The sequence below is a fragment of the Corynebacterium glaucum genome (assembly GCF_002287505.1).
GTDB lineage: Bacteria > Actinomycetota > Actinomycetes > Mycobacteriales > Mycobacteriaceae > Corynebacterium > Corynebacterium glaucum.
In genome coordinates, this window is sequence record NZ_CP019688.1 from 1,855,828 (window position 1) to 1,871,117 (window position 15,290).

General features: G+C 58.7%; 15 protein-coding genes and 1 tRNA gene. 9 read left to right on the forward strand and 7 right to left on the reverse strand.

Going from position 1 to position 15,290, the window contains the following annotated elements; translation table 11 throughout:
• The first annotated feature begins 140 nt into the window (after positions 1-140).
• Positions 141-1,808, forward strand: coding sequence for an AbgT family transporter (locus tag CGLAU_RS09000; protein ID WP_095660403.1), 1,668 nt, complete (start codon positions 141-143; stop codon positions 1,806-1,808).
• Here the strand turns inward: CGLAU_RS09000 and CGLAU_RS09005 are convergent.
• A complete protein-coding gene (locus CGLAU_RS09005) occupies positions 1,805-2,587 on the reverse strand; it encodes a CPBP family intramembrane glutamic endopeptidase (protein WP_095660404.1) in 783 nt (260 codons plus the stop codon). The two genes, CGLAU_RS09000 and CGLAU_RS09005, sit on opposite strands and share 4 nt — an antisense overlap.
• A 99-nt stretch (positions 2,588-2,686) precedes the next feature.
• On the opposite strand from CGLAU_RS09005, the gene CGLAU_RS09010 reads away from it, so the two are divergent.
• Positions 2,687-3,760, forward strand: a complete 1,074-nt coding sequence (locus CGLAU_RS09010; protein WP_095660405.1) for a sensor histidine kinase — start codon at positions 2,687-2,689, stop codon at positions 3,758-3,760.
• Positions 3,739-4,341, forward strand: a complete 603-nt coding sequence (locus tag CGLAU_RS09015) for a response regulator (RefSeq protein WP_095660406.1) — start codon at positions 3,739-3,741, stop codon at positions 4,339-4,341. The genes CGLAU_RS09010 and CGLAU_RS09015 overlap by 22 nt, the downstream gene beginning before the upstream one ends.
• A 24-nt stretch (positions 4,342-4,365) precedes the next feature.
• Here the strand turns inward: CGLAU_RS09015 and CGLAU_RS09020 are convergent, their stop codons facing one another.
• The 3 genes from CGLAU_RS09020 to CGLAU_RS09030 are packed head-to-tail and all read right to left on the reverse strand — an operon-like array spanning position 4,366 to position 5,825.
• Complete coding sequence (locus tag CGLAU_RS09020; RefSeq protein ID WP_095660407.1) at positions 4,366-5,214, reverse strand: hypothetical protein; 849 nt, start codon at positions 5,212-5,214, stop codon at positions 4,366-4,368.
• 37 nt (positions 5,215-5,251) lie between these two features.
• On the reverse strand, positions 5,252-5,494 hold the full coding sequence (locus CGLAU_RS09025) for an NINE protein (RefSeq protein WP_157731312.1): 243 nt from the start codon (positions 5,492-5,494) through the stop codon (positions 5,252-5,254).
• A 34-nt stretch (positions 5,495-5,528) separates the two neighbouring features.
• A complete protein-coding gene (locus CGLAU_RS09030) occupies positions 5,529-5,825 on the reverse strand; it encodes a hypothetical protein (protein WP_095660409.1) in 297 nt (98 codons plus the stop codon).
• A 104-nt stretch (positions 5,826-5,929) separates the two neighbouring features.
• Between CGLAU_RS09030 and CGLAU_RS09035 the strand changes: the two genes are divergently transcribed.
• Positions 5,930-6,002, forward strand: a tRNA-Asn gene (locus CGLAU_RS09035).
• Between the two features lie 671 nt (positions 6,003-6,673).
• Here CGLAU_RS09035 and CGLAU_RS09045 read toward each other — a convergent pair.
• A complete protein-coding gene (locus CGLAU_RS09045; protein ID WP_095660410.1) occupies positions 6,674-7,267 on the reverse strand; it encodes a TetR/AcrR family transcriptional regulator in 594 nt (197 codons plus the stop codon).
• A gap of 76 nt (positions 7,268-7,343) precedes the next feature.
• On the opposite strand from CGLAU_RS09045, the gene CGLAU_RS09050 reads away from it, so the two are divergent.
• The 4 genes from CGLAU_RS09050 to CGLAU_RS09060 all read left to right on the forward strand — a co-directional run bounded on the left by CGLAU_RS09050 (position 7,344) and on the right by CGLAU_RS09060 (position 10,583).
• Positions 7,344-8,315: an MATE family efflux transporter gene (locus CGLAU_RS09050; protein WP_095660411.1), complete on the forward strand. Its 972-nt coding sequence runs from the start codon at positions 7,344-7,346 to the stop codon at positions 8,313-8,315.
• A 137-nt stretch (positions 8,316-8,452) separates the two neighbouring features.
• Positions 8,453-8,902 (forward strand): hypothetical protein, encoded by a 450-nt coding sequence (locus CGLAU_RS09055; protein WP_095660412.1) that lies wholly within the window; start codon positions 8,453-8,455, stop codon positions 8,900-8,902.
• Positions 8,903-8,980: 78 nt separating this feature from the next.
• Positions 8,981-9,112 (forward strand): hypothetical protein, encoded by a 132-nt coding sequence (locus CGLAU_RS12565; RefSeq protein ID WP_269768541.1) that lies wholly within the window; start codon positions 8,981-8,983, stop codon positions 9,110-9,112.
• Positions 9,113-9,452: 340 nt separating this feature from the next.
• Complete coding sequence (locus CGLAU_RS09060) at positions 9,453-10,583, forward strand: polysaccharide pyruvyl transferase family protein (RefSeq protein WP_095660413.1); 1,131 nt, start codon at positions 9,453-9,455, stop codon at positions 10,581-10,583.
• A gap of 219 nt (positions 10,584-10,802) precedes the next feature.
• Here CGLAU_RS09060 and CGLAU_RS09065 read toward each other — a convergent pair whose 3' ends face one another.
• Positions 10,803-11,402 (reverse strand): hypothetical protein, encoded by a 600-nt coding sequence (locus tag CGLAU_RS09065; RefSeq protein WP_095660414.1) that lies wholly within the window; start codon positions 11,400-11,402, stop codon positions 10,803-10,805.
• The gene (locus CGLAU_RS09070; RefSeq protein ID WP_095660415.1) at positions 11,389-13,446 is read right to left on the reverse strand and encodes a glycosyltransferase; all 2,058 of its coding nucleotides are present in this window, start codon (positions 13,444-13,446) and stop codon (positions 11,389-11,391) included. The genes CGLAU_RS09065 and CGLAU_RS09070 overlap by 14 nt, the downstream gene beginning before the upstream one ends.
• A 551-nt stretch (positions 13,447-13,997) precedes the next feature.
• Between CGLAU_RS09070 and wecC the strand changes: the two genes are divergently transcribed.
• Positions 13,998-15,251: a UDP-N-acetyl-D-mannosamine dehydrogenase gene (wecC, locus tag CGLAU_RS09075; RefSeq protein ID WP_095660416.1), complete on the forward strand. Its 1,254-nt coding sequence runs from the start codon at positions 13,998-14,000 to the stop codon at positions 15,249-15,251.
• Positions 15,252-15,290: the final 39 nt, after the last annotated feature.

Below are 15,290 nucleotides of genomic sequence, written 5' to 3' on the forward strand. Positions count from 1 at the left end.
CCGCTCCTTGCGGAAATGTACATCCAATTTGAAGCCTTTTAACAGGGGCGCGGGAAAACACTGCGACCGCATGCGAAAGAACGGTCGATGTTTTGTAAGGTGCCTACCGTGCAGTGCCCCGTAACGGAAAGTGTGCCCCGATGACCGGTTCAACCAAAGTCACCGCCGACGACGCCCAGAACGGCAACGGCAAGAAACGCGACGATAAGAAGCAGAAGAACGAAGGCACCCAAAGCGGTGTGCTCGGCTGGATCGAAAAGGTCGGCAACAAGCTGCCCGAGCCGTTCTGGCTCTTCGTCATTCTTGGCATCATCACCGTCGCCTCCTCCTGGATTGGCAACCGCATCGGTATGCAGGCGACCAACCCAGGCAATGGAGAGACCGTCCAGGTCGAGAACCTTCTCACCGGCGAGTACATCTCCAAAATGGTCACCGATGCGGTGCAAAACTTCATCGCGTTCCCTCCGCTCGGCGTGATCCTCACCGTGATGCTGGGCGTGGCCGTCGCGGAGCACTCCGGCCTGCTCTCGGCGATGATCCGCGCGATGGTGGCCAAGGTCAGCCCGCGGATGCTCACCTTCATGGTGGCGCTGGCAGGTGTGACCGGCTCCATCGCTTCCGACGCGATCTTCGTCATCATCGTCCCGCTCGGTGCGATGGCCTTCCACGCCGTGGGCCGCTCGCCCCTGGTGGGCACGATGGTCGGTTTCGCCGCGGCCGCCGGTGGCTTCAACGCCTCGCTGATCCTGAATATCACCGACCTGCTGCTCGCCGGCATCTCCACCACCGGCGCGAACATCATCGACCCCAACTACGAGGTCTCCCCGCTGGCGAACATCTTCTTCGTCATCCCCTCCGCCATCGTCTTGGCAATCCTGATCACGGTGCTCACAGAGCTGTTCACAGAGAAGCGCATGGAGCACATGCACGAGGACGAGGACATCGTCGACGAAGAACTTGACCTGGACAAGGCAGGTGAAGACAGCGACGAAGACAACGACAAAGCAGACAACGACAGCACCTCCGACCAAGACCTCACCCTCACCGACATCGAGTCGAAGGGTCTGAAGTGGTCCGGCATCGCGCTGCTGGCATTCTTCGTGGCTTACTTCGCACTGCTTTTCATCCCGGGTTCGCCGTTCGCGCGCCCAGAAGAAGGCTTCATGGAGTCGCCGCTCATCCGCTCCATCGCGGTGCCCATCGCGCTGATGTTCTTCGTTGTCGGCATCGTCTACGGCTTGGTCACCAAGTCCATCACCGGCTGGAGCGACGTCCCCGAGTTCATGACCAAGGGCATTACCACCCTGGTGCCAATCCTGGTGCTCTTCTTCGCTGTGGCGCAGTTCCTCGCCTGGTTCCAGTGGTCCAACCTGGGCAGCTGGACCGCCATCAAGGGCGCGGAGCTGCTGCAGCGCTGGGACCTGCCCACCGTGGTCCTTTTCTTCGGCTTCGTCATCATGGTCGCGTTCGTGAACCTGTTCATTACATCCGGCTCCGCACAATGGGCGCTGATGGCCCCGATTCTGGTGCCGATGATGATGCTCGTCGGCGTCTCCCCCGAGGTCTCCCAGATGCTCTTCCGCATCGGCGACTCTGCCTCCTCCATCATCACCCCGATGTCGCCGTACTTCGCACTCACGCTCACGTTCATGCAGAAGTACTACAAGAAGGCCGGTGTGGGCACGCTCATCTCCATGGCGCTGCCCTACTTCTTCACCATCCTCATCGGCTGGTTCGCCTTCTTCCTCATCTGGTACTACCTGGGCATTCCACTCGGCCCGGGCGCCCCAATGACCTATGAGGTCTAAGCAGGAGCTTTTGCTTGACGACGGCTACGCCGGTACCACAGCAACGCCGCCCCAAACAGCACCTGCGCTAACCCGAGAACTACCCACGTCAGGCTGTTCAGCTCCAGCGGGTAGATCAGACTCAGCACGGCGAGCATCAGGTGCATGCCGCCGTGCGAGCCCGCCGCCCACCAGAAGCTGCCGAAGGTGTAGACCAGCGCAGCGCCGAGAATGGACATGCCGAGCGGCACGGTGAGGTACAGGATGTGGTCGAGCGCGCTGGTCTGCCCGCCGGACGACATCAGGTGCGGAAGCGTGAACGCCACGGTCGTCCACGCAATCGTGAGGGCTTCGCGGTGGCGGGTGACGTCGAAAAGCCATCCGCGAAAAATGAGCTCCTCCGGGATGCCTTGGAGCAAATAGGACCGGACGAGGATCCAAACGACCACTGCTGCCAGCGGCACGCCCTCTGCGTCCTCGATTGCCGGCCCGCGGCCTTGGACCGCAGCCAGAATCACCCAGCCCACCACCATCGGCACCGCGACAATCAGGGTGCCGCCGACCAGTCCACGTGCTCCGGACCAGTCGATGCGTGAACGCTCGACCCACCGCACCCAAGCGGTGACAAACGCGACGATGACGGCGGGAGTAAGACACCACAGTGCAGCCTCAACCAGCGGCGAGTCGCCAGCAAGTTGATGGAGCGGCACACGGATCTTGTTCGCGACATCAAGCAGCGCGATGGCGACGACGGCGCGCAGAGCAAGTCCCCACGCATTGACAGGAATTCTCGGTTTCATAGCTGTTCAACCTAAGTTGCGGTTGGAGCGGCGGGAAGTGGATGCGGTCACGAGAATTAGTGACCAGAGTCATGGGTCGTGCCAGGTAGCTTTGACTCCATGAACGCCCCGTCTCGCAGCCACCTCTACTTGCTGGACAGCATTCTGATCTTGGTCGTACTGCTCTATCTCAACTACGGCCCAACCGCGCTCGCTGCTGGTCGGACCATCCTCGCGGTCGCCGCGTGCACCGCCCTTTCCTGGATGATGTGGCGCCGGACGGAGCACTCCTTGGCTGCCCTCGCATTCGCATGCTCTGCGTTCGCCCTGTTCCAGACCGCGAACAACCTGATCAGCGCGATTGTGCTGTGGTGCGCCATCGTGGCGCTGCGATTGAGCACGGGAACCTGGGCTGCCTACTGCTACGCCGGGCTCATCGCCGCAGCCAACTTCACCGCGCAGGTAGCCCTACACCAGGTGCCTGTGCGAATCATCGCCGAAACCGTGACAGCCGCGGTGGTCGGCGTTGTGGGAATCAACCTTGCAAACACCATCGTCCGCCAGCGCGGGTACGAGCAGGAGTTGCAGGAGATGGCCTTCGTGCGCGAGCGGCAGCGCATCGCCGCCTCGCTTCACGACGGCCTGGGCCACCGCCTCACCACCATCGGCATGAGCCTCGACTACGCGCAACGAGTGCGCGACCCAGACAAAGCGCGCGCGGAGATCGCTCGCGCCCGCGCCGATGTCTCTGCAGCGCTGGATGAGATGCGCGCAACCGTGCGCGCAATGAAACCCACGTTCACACCGGACGAGGGCATCGAAGCGTCACTTGCGCAACTCGCGGAGTCGTTCGCCACGACGTCGCTAGACGTGCGCTTTACCCGAGGCCAGCCTGCGAAGTTCACGAACGAAGAAAGTCTGCTCCTGCTGCACTTTGTGCAGGAATCGCTGACGAACGTGCTCCGGCACGCGAACGCGTCACGGGTGGACATTCACCTCGATGCCCGCACGCTTTCCGTCGCGGACAATGGGACGGGCAATACGGCACCGGAGTCTTACGGGATTTCGTCGTTACGCGAGCGCACCCAAGCCCTCGGCGGAACCGTTGCCACCGACGCTCACGGCGGCATCGACGGCGGGTTCCGGATTGCATTGCACCTGAAGGAGAAACGATGGCCACCACTGCCCTTCTGATCGACGACCACGACATGCTGCTTCGCGGGTTGAGCCTGATTCTGGAAACCAGCGACGACGTCGAAGTCGCCGCGACCTCCACCGACGGTTCCAAAGCCCTACAGCTGGCGCTCGAGTTCAACGTTGATGTCGTCGTCACCGATGCTGCAATGCCCGGCACTGACGGCCTGGCAGTGGTGCAAGCTTGCAGCCCGCACGTACCCGTGCTGGTGCTCACGACCTTTGACGACGCCGCGCTAGTGAAACAGCTTCTCGACGCCGGCGCCTCCGGCTACGTCCTCAAAGACGTCTCCCCGGAAGAGTTGATCCGCGCAATCACCGCTGTGGCCCAAGGCGGCATGATCCTCGATCCCCGCATCGCCCGGCACGCCGTGGAGAACCCTCAGCTGGCTATCCTCACCCCCACCGAGCGCAAGGTCGCGGAATCGGTTGCCCGCGGCCTGAACAATCAAGAGATTGCGGAGACCCTTTTCCTCGCCGAGGGCACGGTCAAGAACCACGTCTCTGCACTCCTGCGCAAATTCGACGCGCGGGACCGGACGGTTCTGGCACTCCGTTTAGCCAAGGCGCTCGGCCTCTGAGCACTGCGCTTCCCATCCAACTCGCTACATCATCTGATTCGCGCAGGTTTGGGTCCAGCCCGAGGTGCCGTCGGTAAAGAAGGTCGTCCCGGTCTCGTGCAGGCCCGGTTCGCCGCAGTACGAAATCGTCTTGTTCATCACGGTCGGCTGCGCAATCCCGGGCGCCTCGGTATATCCGATGACTGGATCCGCCTCAGGCTGGGCCGGCCTCGGTGCCGGGGCCGGTGCTGGCAGCGTATTCTGCTCCGGCACGGGTGCGGCGTCCGGTGCCGGTGTCATCGTCTCGGGCGTCGTTGCTTCTGCTTTCCCTTCGCCAACGGCGTTGAGGTCAAACCGTGAATGCGCAATGCCTAGCACTTCGCTATTCTCCGGCACCCAGAATGCACCGTAGATCCGCACTTTCTCATCGGTACGAGCGTGGGTGTTCCACACCTCGTAGTTCTGTGGTGGCAGACAGGTTGCCACGGTGTCGACGGTGTTCTTGAAATTGTCTGCGTCCCACGTCTCCGGGATGTCCAGCAATACGCCGATTTCGTTGCCCGTGGCGTCATCGATTTTGGCGGTCGCGCTGAAGACGCCACGAACCTGCAGAAGCTTCATTCCCGCCATCTCGTCGGAGTCCAAAAGATCCTGGCATTCGCCGCCGAAGGTGATGTCCTCGATCTCGAACTCGCCATCGCACCCTTCGTACCTACAGGCGACTTCGATGGTGTCCCCGACCTTTGCAAAATCCGATTCAGGAGACGCTGAAGAAGACGTCTCCTGCGGCTCGTCGGTGATCGACGTGATCTCCGAGGCGACTTCGTCGGTCTGCGCGCACCCGTTGAGAGCGAGTACACCAACAGCAACAATCGCAGCAACAGAGCGTTTCATCGGTAACAACCTTCCTAGATTTGGATGTAGTTACCTTTTAAAGTACCTCCGCGCTGAGCGACTCACCCCCGTCGTACCCCTCGTGCCTAATCACAATCAGAACGATCTCAACGACCACCCACGCCAGCACGAACAACCCGATCCACGGCACCCCAGCAACGGCCAGGAGCGTGAACACCAGTTGCAAACCTCCGTAGTCCCAATTCCCCAGGTAGAAGTTGTGCGCCCCGAGCATGCCGAGCAGCACCGCAAGCGGCAGTGCAACCCAACGTGATCTCATGCGCTCAACCCTAGCCACCCATCAACCCATCACATCACCACAGGCTGCGGCCGAACGGAGTGTCCCCCGCCGCCGGGAAGAGCGCCAATCCCCACACCCCCACCGCAACAGCCACCGCTACGAGCACCCACCACCACGCTCCATTGGGTCGCGCAAACCAGCGGTCCGCCACCAGCCACACCAACCCAGGCACCAGCAAGGCCACCCCGACAAACGCCAAAGATCGCCAGTCCTCCGCCCGCGGCGCGGTAAGCAGCAACACAATTCCAAACGCCACAGCCGCGCCCGCCACCGAGTACGGGCGCGATCCGCGCGCCAGAAAGAACCTCATGGCTTCAGCGTAACACCGCTCGAAAACCCGGTTTGCCTGCCGATTTTGGATTCCGCACCCCAGGCATTACTCTTACTAACCGTTGCAAATACAGCAGCACATATTCCTCCATAGCTCAGTTGGCAGAGCATTCGACTGTTAATCGAAGGGTCACTGGTTCGAGCCCAGTTGGAGGAGCCGGAAGATAAGCCTCGATCAACTTGCAGGTGCAGGTTGGCCGAGGCTTATGCGTTTTTGCTTACCCGGGTATGGTTCAAAAAGTCTCTACCGCTGCCCATCGGCCGCACTCCATGCACGCCGAGCGCCAATCGAACGCTACGCCGGCAGACAACGGTAGCCAGTCACAATGAAACCCCTCGACCCGAGTTGTGGGCCAAGGGGTATTCGCGGTGGGCATTACACCAAGCGCAGCTCGAGTGCTTTATACAGACACTGCGAAGTATCGGGAGTGGGTGTGCTTGAGGCTTTCTTCGCTTGGGCTGGAGACGGCAACGATTTCCCGATCCGGATCGGAATTCTGCCTATCCAGACGCCTACGCTCGCGGGTTGCCTCAACTAACGAGGGAAACTCCTGGCAGCTCACAGCGCCGCTGCGTCTGCTGTAAACGATGAGGAACGCTGGCATCATTCACCATCTCCTTCACTCATCATTCGTGCTCGTGGTTCGACCAAACGGTTCTCCGGCTGCGAAAGTATGCCATAAATTTCAGCCGATATCTGGTGCTCCCGCCCGGTTCGAGCCCAATTGGAGGAGCTGAGAGTTAATCGACAGCTCGTTGAAACCCATCGCTAACGCGGACATTTTCGTTGTTATCCCCGTTGGACCTCATCCCCAACGCGGGCGTTTTTCATTTCGCCTGTGCACGCAGCTCTAATCCATCCAGTGCGATGTCGATGAGGCTCGCCGCCAGCTGGTCCACATCTACCGGCACTGGGACTCCCGCAGGCAGCGGTCGTGTGATCACGCCAAGCCCCATGTGAAACTCCAGCGGGTCGAGGTCAGCAGGACACAGCCGCGCATTCTTCGCGGGCACAAGGAGGCGGTCGTAAACGTCCCGGATTTCCGCCATTCGGCTTTCAACCAATTGCCCCCGGCGCGAAAGTGTCTCGGGGTTCTGCATCGTGTCGGTGATAATCGCCTGCGCAACTACCGCGAGCTGCAGGTTGCCAATCTCATGGACTGCGCCGCGCCAGGCCGACCTGGCATCGCTGCCAAACTCCCCCAGGTGCCTCTCGACGATCTCGTTAATGTCGGCCGCAGCCTGCGCACCGATGGCGTCAAGAAGCTCAATGCGTTCGGGGAAATGACGCGAGGCCGTAGCAACCCCCACCGAGGCGGCTTTGGCGATGGAGCGCAGCGAGACGCCGGGGCCTTCGTCGATAAGCAATTGGCGAGCTGCGGCCACGATGGCCTCGCGATTGTCGGCTGCATCTTGTCTCATGCTTGACACTCTACCAAGTGGAACACTATGTTCTACTTACGTAAGTAAAACATACCGTTCCACTTAGGAGCTCGTCATGAGTACCGCCACCACCCGTAAACAACCCCCAGCCATAACAAAGGCCATCGGCGCAATCGTCGGAATCCCCATCGCAATCGGCCTGATGCTGTTCGCCTTCCTGGCACCGAACTTCGCTTCCGGGCCGGAAGGCGTACCCATCGCTATTGCCGCACCCGAACCAATGGTCACGCAGCTCACCCAAAACCTCGGCGAGGACGGCCCCGACATCACCGTCTACGACTCAGATGCTGACGTCGTCTCTGCGGTCGAACACCGCGAAGCCGTCGGCGGCATGGTCATCACCCCGGCCGGCGCAACGGTGTACACCGCCTCCGGCAACGGCGCGCCGTACACCCAGATGATGGAAGGCATGGCCGCACGGCTAGAGGCCCAGGGCATGGAAGTCGCCCGGGAAGACTTGGCACCTACCTCAAGCGAGGACCCGCAGGCCTCCGGACTCGCAGTGCTCGGCCTGCCGCTGGCGTTCGGCGGCATCATTTCCGCAGCTGTCGCCACCTTCGCGTTCCGCGGCAATAAATGGGCCAAGCTGGGAGTGCTTGTCGGCATCGCCGCACTCGGCTCCCTCGTGGCAACGTGGATGCTGCATTCCGTCTACGGCACTCTCACCGGTAGCTTCGGGATGGAGTGGCTCGCAGTCTCGCTGGGCATTCTCGCTACCTCACTGCTGACCACGGGTCTCGCGGCCATCATCGGCACTGCAGGTGTGGCGATCGGTGCGATCCTGACCATCTTCGTCGCCAACCCTCTCTCCGGCTTAGCTACCGGCCCATGGCTCTTGCCGGCCGGCTGGTCGACGCTGGGCCAATGGATGCCCATCGGCGCGACCGGACACCTCGTACGCTCCCTCTCCTTCTTCGACGGCCTCGGCGCCCAGCAAGCTTGGTGGGTGCTCGCCATCTGGATCGTGGCAGGCTTCGCGCTACTCCTGCTGGATCGCTCCAAGCGCGCAGCTCAAGTCGAGGGCTAAAAAGCTTATCGACGCCCCGTTGGACCCACATTCCAACGCGGGCGTCTTTCACTATTGGCGCTAGCTGAAACGCTCCCCTCACATCGTGCGATACCCTGACTGAGAGCCTCATCACATCGCACTCTAAGGAGCTACCAATGAACACCATCAAGCGCACCGCATTCACCGCCGCCGCCGCTGCTGCCCTCACCGCCACTTCCTTCAGCGCCCTGCCCGCCAACGCGCAGCCCATGGATGCCAAACTCTTCACCAACTCCGCGAACACCGTGCGCTGCGAGATCATCACCAACGACGGCAAGACCTTCACCCTCTGCACCAGCGACATCGGACGCGAGAAACAGCCGGAGTGCAACCCGCCAAACGAGCTCGTCCCGTCCGTGTACATCTACCCGAACGCGATCGACGTTGCGTGCTGGAACCAAGGCTTCGGTGGTGAACCCGTTGCTCTCAAGCCCTTCCAGATCCAGCGCCACGGTAGCGCCACGGTAATCCCGAGCCCCACTGGCGACCTCTACGTCTTCGACTCCTCCAAGTTCACCCTCATTCGCGCAGGCAAGGCCAACAGCGTCATCTTCAGCCTCCGGTAGATACGCAGAGCACAAATCGCCGATGAGCCCGCGAGGAACATCTTCAGCCGAACCTCTGCAGCGGTTGCCGCCATCACCGTGACGCCCGTCGCGTTTGCTACTGCACCTGCGGCGGCGCAACAGCTGAGCAACGCCAGGTTCTACTCCAGCGCCGCTAACATTGTGCGCTGGCGCATCGCCACCGAGGGCGGCAAGACCTACACCATGTGAATGTACCCCACCACATGAACTCATCCCGCGCGTTGGAATCGAACCGAACTGGGTAGGTGCCGCCTGCAGGAACCAGGGCTTCGGCATGGAGCCAATCCCACTCAAGCCGCTCCAGATTCGTCGCCACGGTAGCGCCACTGTCATCCCCGGCCTTCAGCGGCGATCTTTACGCCTTTGACATCACCAAGCTCGCCATCATCCGCGCAGGCAAAGCCACCAGCGTGATCTTCAGCTTCGGGTAGTTCCTCCAGAACCGTCGGCTTCAATGGGCAGGTGCCATTCAGAGAGACCGGTGATTTACTGTAGGTAGTAACCGAAAGTCAGTACAACCAGAGGAGCGATGTTGACTAAACGAATAGTAGGTGTCTACGGAAACAAACCTAGCTTGCCTTACAGCTTTCCTCTGGCGTTTCCAGAGAATGCAGGAAACATGATCCACGCCCGAGCACCGTTGCAAATGCTCCCGGACAACGCGGTCGAATTCTTCACCGGAGACTGGCGACTGTTAGCCGACGGATCATTCGCGGAGTTTGTGAATAAACGATGCGACGGATTGATCGTGACGATGGCTAACACCATCAGAACCAATGACGAAGACGGATCCCTCTACTCTCGATTCCAGAGGATGCTCGAGCAGTACACGGTACCCCTTACTGTGTTTGGCCTGGGTTCGCGCTCCGCAACCGAAGATCTCGACCAAATCTCTCTCACTCCGGAAGCTGTCGAACTTCTGCAGTATCTGGAAGACCGAGCTGCCCCCATTGGAGTAAGAGGTGAGTTTACAGCCAAACTATTACGGCTTAAGGCCGGAGTAGAAGACGTCGTGATCACCGGCTGCCCGTCGTTCTACTCGGAACCAGACGCGTTTCAGCGGCTACAAAGGCAATTACGCAATCCCGAACCCGGAGTTACGACCTTCTCAGGCACCCAATTTAAACGGCATGAGGAACTGACGTGGTTAGTGAACATTGCGAAAAGTGACGGTTACCTCATTGAACCCGTATCGAGATTCCATCACCGGGCCCACCTCACCGCAATAAAAGGAAAGCCCTTTGCGGTCCCTCCGCATCTGAGAAAGGTGCCAGCTTCCGAAGTCTCCTCGGCCCAACTAGTTGATCTTTTCAAGAATCGTTATCGCCTTTTCCACAACCCCGACGATTGGATTGATTTCAACAAAAAAGTTGTAGCCTTCGGGTTTGGAACAAGGTTCCATGTAAACATGGCAACCTTGCTAGCCGGGAAGCCTGCACTCTGGGTTACGCACGACAGCAGAACCAGGGAACTAGTCGATTTCCTTAACCTACCCAGCGTTAGCCTGGCCGAACTCGAAGGCCAGACGCTCAAGGACCTTCCCAACTTGGCTGCATACGACTCAATGTTCGAGCGTCTTGAAGACCGATTTGATAACTGGGCGAACTACATGGAGGCACATGACCTCCCTTATCGTCGCCCGGATCTAAAGCTCTCGTAAATCCAAGAAGCTTAATGCGTTGTGTTACCTCCAGCCCAAGGTACCCAGATGGTGCATCACAGCTCTTAGAACCGATTTGCATTGACCCAGTCCCATAAGTCTGTCGGGTTTCAATGTATCCGAGGTGCGACGCGATCAGGGCCGTCTAGGCTGACCTCCGCGACCCCACAATGGACATGCGCCGGGAGATGGCACCTTTGACCCAATCGAATCGCTGGATCATGAAACGGATCCTCCTTCTAGGGAGAGACCCGCTGCGCTGCTCAACATTTGGAATGGTTCAAGCTGGGCTTCGAATGCAGGCAGGATCTTAAGAGTTCTCGCGTCCAACTCTCCAGCTAGAAGAATTGCGGCCGCGATCAACGGCCTCACATCGCGCTCGCTCGTTCTAAAGAATCCGGTATTGGACGCGACTACAAGGGAAGATGTGGATCTCAGACTCCCGTTCCACTCAGAAGAATCGAGGCAGACAAGCGAGTTGGGACCGATGTCCCTGATTGAATCGGAAACATGAGTCAGGCCAGTACCCAACGGTAAAGCTTTCGGATAAAACTCGATCGGCCCAGGAAACATTGCGATTCCTGAGTGCTGGGCTATGAGACTCGCAGTATTGGGGCCGAATTTCTGGGGGACGGTGAACTCTCCGCCACACCAGGGACCAAAGATCATGTAGAGGGCAAGCGCTTCGAGTTCGGGGTTGACCCTCCAAGGCAAATCATCGAATACCCAACTCTTAGACGGCGGCTCGGCATCATACTCAGAGAGTTCGACGCTGTACGCCACCTGGCGCAACTTGGTCTTGTGCTTAGTTATCTTCAACGTTCTCTTCCCAAAACTCGTTGCCGAAGATCAACCACTCTCGATCTTCCGCAAGCAGACTGCCAACTTGATCTCCCTGGCAAATTCTCACTTCCCATGGAAGCGATTCAAGGGAGGAGCTTTCCTTTCGACGCATGAGGACAAAATGGTTGTCTAGTCCGTGCGACTTCATGACGGAATCAGCACAATCCAGAATCACCCGAATTTGCGCCGCGATTTCGTTCGGCGCTGCCGCCGTCGCTTCATCCCCAATAACGGTGTAATTCAGCCCATGCTTGCGGGCCCTGACCATGTCGTCAAAGCTCGCGCGCTTGAGGATCTGTACAGGGACATCCGGGGCCTCGTCGAGGCCAGTGGAGATTGTGGCGACAACCAAATCGCCCTCCCAACCTGATCGGGGTAAGTCCAGATCGTGGCCGGACGAGAGAAGAAGATTGCGTTGGGCTAGGTGATCGGGGAGAAACAGTCGCGCTTCCTCCAGCATTGCTTCGCGGGATGGAGTTTGTGGATATTCTCCTGTGTCTTTAGCAGATTTAGTGATCTCCTCTATCGCATTGGGGTCCAGACGCCATTGGATAAACCTCAGGGCAGAGTTGGCGTTAGATAGCTGACGATCCAAATCCAGAACTGTCACTTGTCGACTGTGCATGCGCCTAAGGGTTACGACCTCACCAATGTGGCTCAGTTTCGCCCCCGATCTGAGGAGGCGGAGCATGAAGTTATTGTCCACCCCGCTGGTTAAAGTCTCGTCGTACTTCAGTCGCCGAACAACATCCGTTCGGATGAGCCAGGTGCTATGCCCCGGAGCTGATCCCCTTTCCATCGCAGTTTCGATAGATGGAACCTTGGAGACGATCAGTGCAAGCTCGCCGGTTTGGTCGTCGAAATTTACAAAGGACCCAACGTTTCCAACGAAGCCTGGCTGGATGCCTGCAACCTGCCGCTCGAGACGCCGCGGGGGCATGAGATCATCATCATCGAGCACGGCCGTGTATAGACCTCTACTCAATTCCGCAGCTCGATTTCGAGCTGCAGAAATCCCCGCTTTCTCTTGCCAGTGGTACTTGATCCTCGGGTCAGCGAAAGACTCCAGCACTTCTCTGGTATTGTCATCGCCCCCGTCGTCGACTACGACGATTTCGAAATCCTGCATCGTCTGGGCCAGCACCGATTTGATCGAATCACCTATCAAGGTGGCGCGGTTATGGGTGCAGATCGCCACGGTTACTAGCGGAGGCGCATCCGCAGGACGGTGAGTCCAGTCGAGATAGTTTCTTACGAACGATCGATCGTTGTACACGATTTCCCGATTCCTTTGAACTACCTCACGGCTTTCTTCATCTTGATCAACCGCTGCGCGGGTTGAAGGATGCCACATGTGGTACATGCGTACTTTAGGGTCATTCACCCACACAGTTGGGTATCCAGCTCGACGAGCTCGTTGAGCAAAGTCCAAGTCCTCACCCCCGTAGGTGTGGAAGCGCTCGTCGAAGCCCCGGATTTCAAAGAACCCCCTCCGCGAAATGGCCATCATGCCGCCCATACCCCAACGCGGGCGCAGCCTAGCTACTTGCTCTAGCTCGTCCCACGAACCGGGATTCGCTTCGACCCATTCGTCGTCGAATCCTCTCGGAAGATCGCGGCATTGCAGAAAGTATGCGGCACCCTTGTCAACTTTTGAAATCTCAACAATCTTTTCGAATGAGCCCGGCGAGAACAACATATCTGCATCAGTGGAGACCAAAAGCTCACCTTGGCTGATCTCAAATCCCGCGTTCAACGCCCTCGATCTAGACCACACCGCCGAACCGTGTGTGTAAACGTATTGACACCCAAGGTCGTCGGCAAGGTTCTTATTTTGCTCAGGATCGATTGAACCGTAATCGGAGATTATGACCTCCCCCGTGCAATTCCCGAGCGCCTCTTGAATCGACGTAACAGCCAACCGGATACGCCGCAGACCCCAATCGCGGAAACCGATTACTACAGAAACGTCTGGCCTAAGCGAAAGACTCTCTACCCCCGAGCTGGTGCCAAGCGCCATTATTGTGCCACCCCTTCAAGAGCCAGTTTTCCAAAGTGCTTCCAAGGAGCGTCGATCTGAAGACCCAAGGATTCGAGTTGCGCTCCGTCACTTTCGACATGCCACGGAACAGCGTGAACTGTTAGGGATCCCTCGCTTACCGGAAGTCGGAAAAACGAAGTGCGAGCTACTGCACCTTGTTGTTGAGGGCTATAGAGGAAGAGTGAATCCAAATTTTTCGAATACGAGACTCTAAGCAAATCAGCGGTCTCGGGAGTTGCTTCCACCCCTGCGAACTGGAATTTGAGCACGTAATCCCTGAAATTCAACGGACCCCGGGACCGGACAATGAGTCTCGCAGGGACATCTGAAACGGGCAGGTTGAATCGCCAAATCACAGATCAGAATCTACCAATTCGCAGGACGTTTGTAGAGATCTCTCATGGCGTTTCATTCTCGTTAATCAACGCAATATGCGCACCAGGACTCTATGACGTGCCGCAGGGTTGATTGTTCAGGCAGTGGCGTTAGAATTTACCGCATCCATTCAATCGTTCTGAAAGACCATATTTATGAGTGCACACGTCGCGTTTATAGGCCTCGGCTACATCGGTTTACCCACGGCAGTAGTAATGGCCAATAGTGGTCTCGAAGTGACAGGTGTGGATGTCGATCCCACCAAGGTCGATTCGATTAACCGCGGTGAAGTCACCATCGTCGAACCCGGTTTGGAAGAGGAGCTCAAGTCCGCCCTCGACAGTGGCCGGTTCCGAGCCTCCATCGACATGCCTAAGGCGGACGCCTACATCATCGCCGTACCTACCCCGTTCACCGAGGTTTACGACGTTGACATGCGCTTCATCTACTCGGCAGCGGAGGCTATCGCACCCCAGCTCGAAGGCGATGAATTGATCATCCTCGAGTCCACCTCTCCTCCACGCACGACAGAACGCATGGTGCAGCGAATCCTGGAACTCCGTCCGGAGTTCCACGCCGACGGTTCCGAGGGCACCGGGCCTACGCTCTATTTCGCACACTGCCCCGAGCGCATCTTGCCAGGAAAAGCGATGGAAGAGCTGCGTACCAACGACCGCATCATCGGCGGCATGTCGCCTGAGGCCACCCGCCGCGCTGCCGCCATCTACGCCAGCTTCTGCCGCGGAGAACTCTTGGCGACGAACGATCGCACCGCCGAGATGGCGAAGCTCACTGAGAACTCTTTCCGCGATGTCAACATCGCCTTCGCCAACGAGCTGTCCCTCATTTGCGATGACCTCGACATCAGCGTCTGGGAACTCATCGAGCTGGCGAATCACCACCCCCGCGTGAACATTCTCCAGCCAGGCCCAGGCGTCGGTGGCCACTGCATCGCAGTCGACCCCTGGTTCATCGTTTCGACCGCACCTGAAACTGCGCGCCTCATCCGCACAGCCCGTGAGGTTAATGATTCGAAACCGGAATGGGTGCTGGACAAGATCGACCAAGCGATGAGCGAGCACGGCGACGAAGCCACCATCGCGCTCCTCGGTCTTGCCTTCAAGCCGAACATCGACGACCTGCGCGAGTCACCGGCATTGGAGATCGCCGAGCGAGTGGCCCAGAGCTACCCCTCCGCCCAAATCCTCGCCATTGAACCCAACATCACCGAACTTCCGGCCAATCTCACCAGCTACCCAAACGTAAGGCTTGGCGTCTATCCTGATTCCCTCGAAGCGTCGAACCTCATTGTGCTGCTAGTCGATCACGATGAGTTTCAAAGCTACGATCCCGCGTTGGCCGCGAACACCGTGGTCATCGATACTAAAGGCCAATGGCTCAATATCTAGAGGGTTAAGCTGAGCTTAATGGCCTCGATGATTCGCAGT

What these genes read in the sequence shown, in the direction of transcription:
- CGLAU_RS09000 (WP_095660403.1), top strand. Translation starts at nt 141, where the DNA reads ATGACCGGTTCAACCAAAGTCACCGCCGACGACGCCCAGAACGGCAAC.
- CGLAU_RS09005 (WP_095660404.1), bottom strand. Translation starts at nt 2,587, where the DNA reads ATGAAACCGAGAATTCCTGTCAATGCGTGGGGACTTGCTCTGCGCGCC.
- CGLAU_RS09010 (WP_095660405.1), top strand. Translation starts at nt 2,687, where the DNA reads ATGAACGCCCCGTCTCGCAGCCACCTCTACTTGCTGGACAGCATTCTG.
- CGLAU_RS09015 (WP_095660406.1), top strand. Translation starts at nt 3,739, where the DNA reads ATGGCCACCACTGCCCTTCTGATCGACGACCACGACATGCTGCTTCGC.
- CGLAU_RS09020 (WP_095660407.1), bottom strand. Translation starts at nt 5,214, where the DNA reads ATGAAACGCTCTGTTGCTGCGATTGTTGCTGTTGGTGTACTCGCTCTC.
- CGLAU_RS09025 (WP_157731312.1), bottom strand. Translation starts at nt 5,494, where the DNA reads ATGAGATCACGTTGGGTTGCACTGCCGCTTGCGGTGCTGCTCGGCATG.
- CGLAU_RS09030 (WP_095660409.1), bottom strand. Translation starts at nt 5,825, where the DNA reads ATGAGGTTCTTTCTGGCGCGCGGATCGCGCCCGTACTCGGTGGCGGGC.
- CGLAU_RS09045 (WP_095660410.1), bottom strand. Translation starts at nt 7,267, where the DNA reads ATGAGACAAGATGCAGCCGACAATCGCGAGGCCATCGTGGCCGCAGCT.
- CGLAU_RS09050 (WP_095660411.1), top strand. Translation starts at nt 7,344, where the DNA reads ATGAGTACCGCCACCACCCGTAAACAACCCCCAGCCATAACAAAGGCC.
- CGLAU_RS09055 (WP_095660412.1), top strand. Translation starts at nt 8,453, where the DNA reads ATGAACACCATCAAGCGCACCGCATTCACCGCCGCCGCCGCTGCTGCC.
- CGLAU_RS09060 (WP_095660413.1), top strand. Translation starts at nt 9,453, where the DNA reads ATGTTGACTAAACGAATAGTAGGTGTCTACGGAAACAAACCTAGCTTG.
- CGLAU_RS09070 (WP_095660415.1), bottom strand. Translation starts at nt 13,446, where the DNA reads ATGGCGCTTGGCACCAGCTCGGGGGTAGAGAGTCTTTCGCTTAGGCCA.
- wecC (WP_095660416.1), top strand. Translation starts at nt 13,998, where the DNA reads ATGAGTGCACACGTCGCGTTTATAGGCCTCGGCTACATCGGTTTACCC.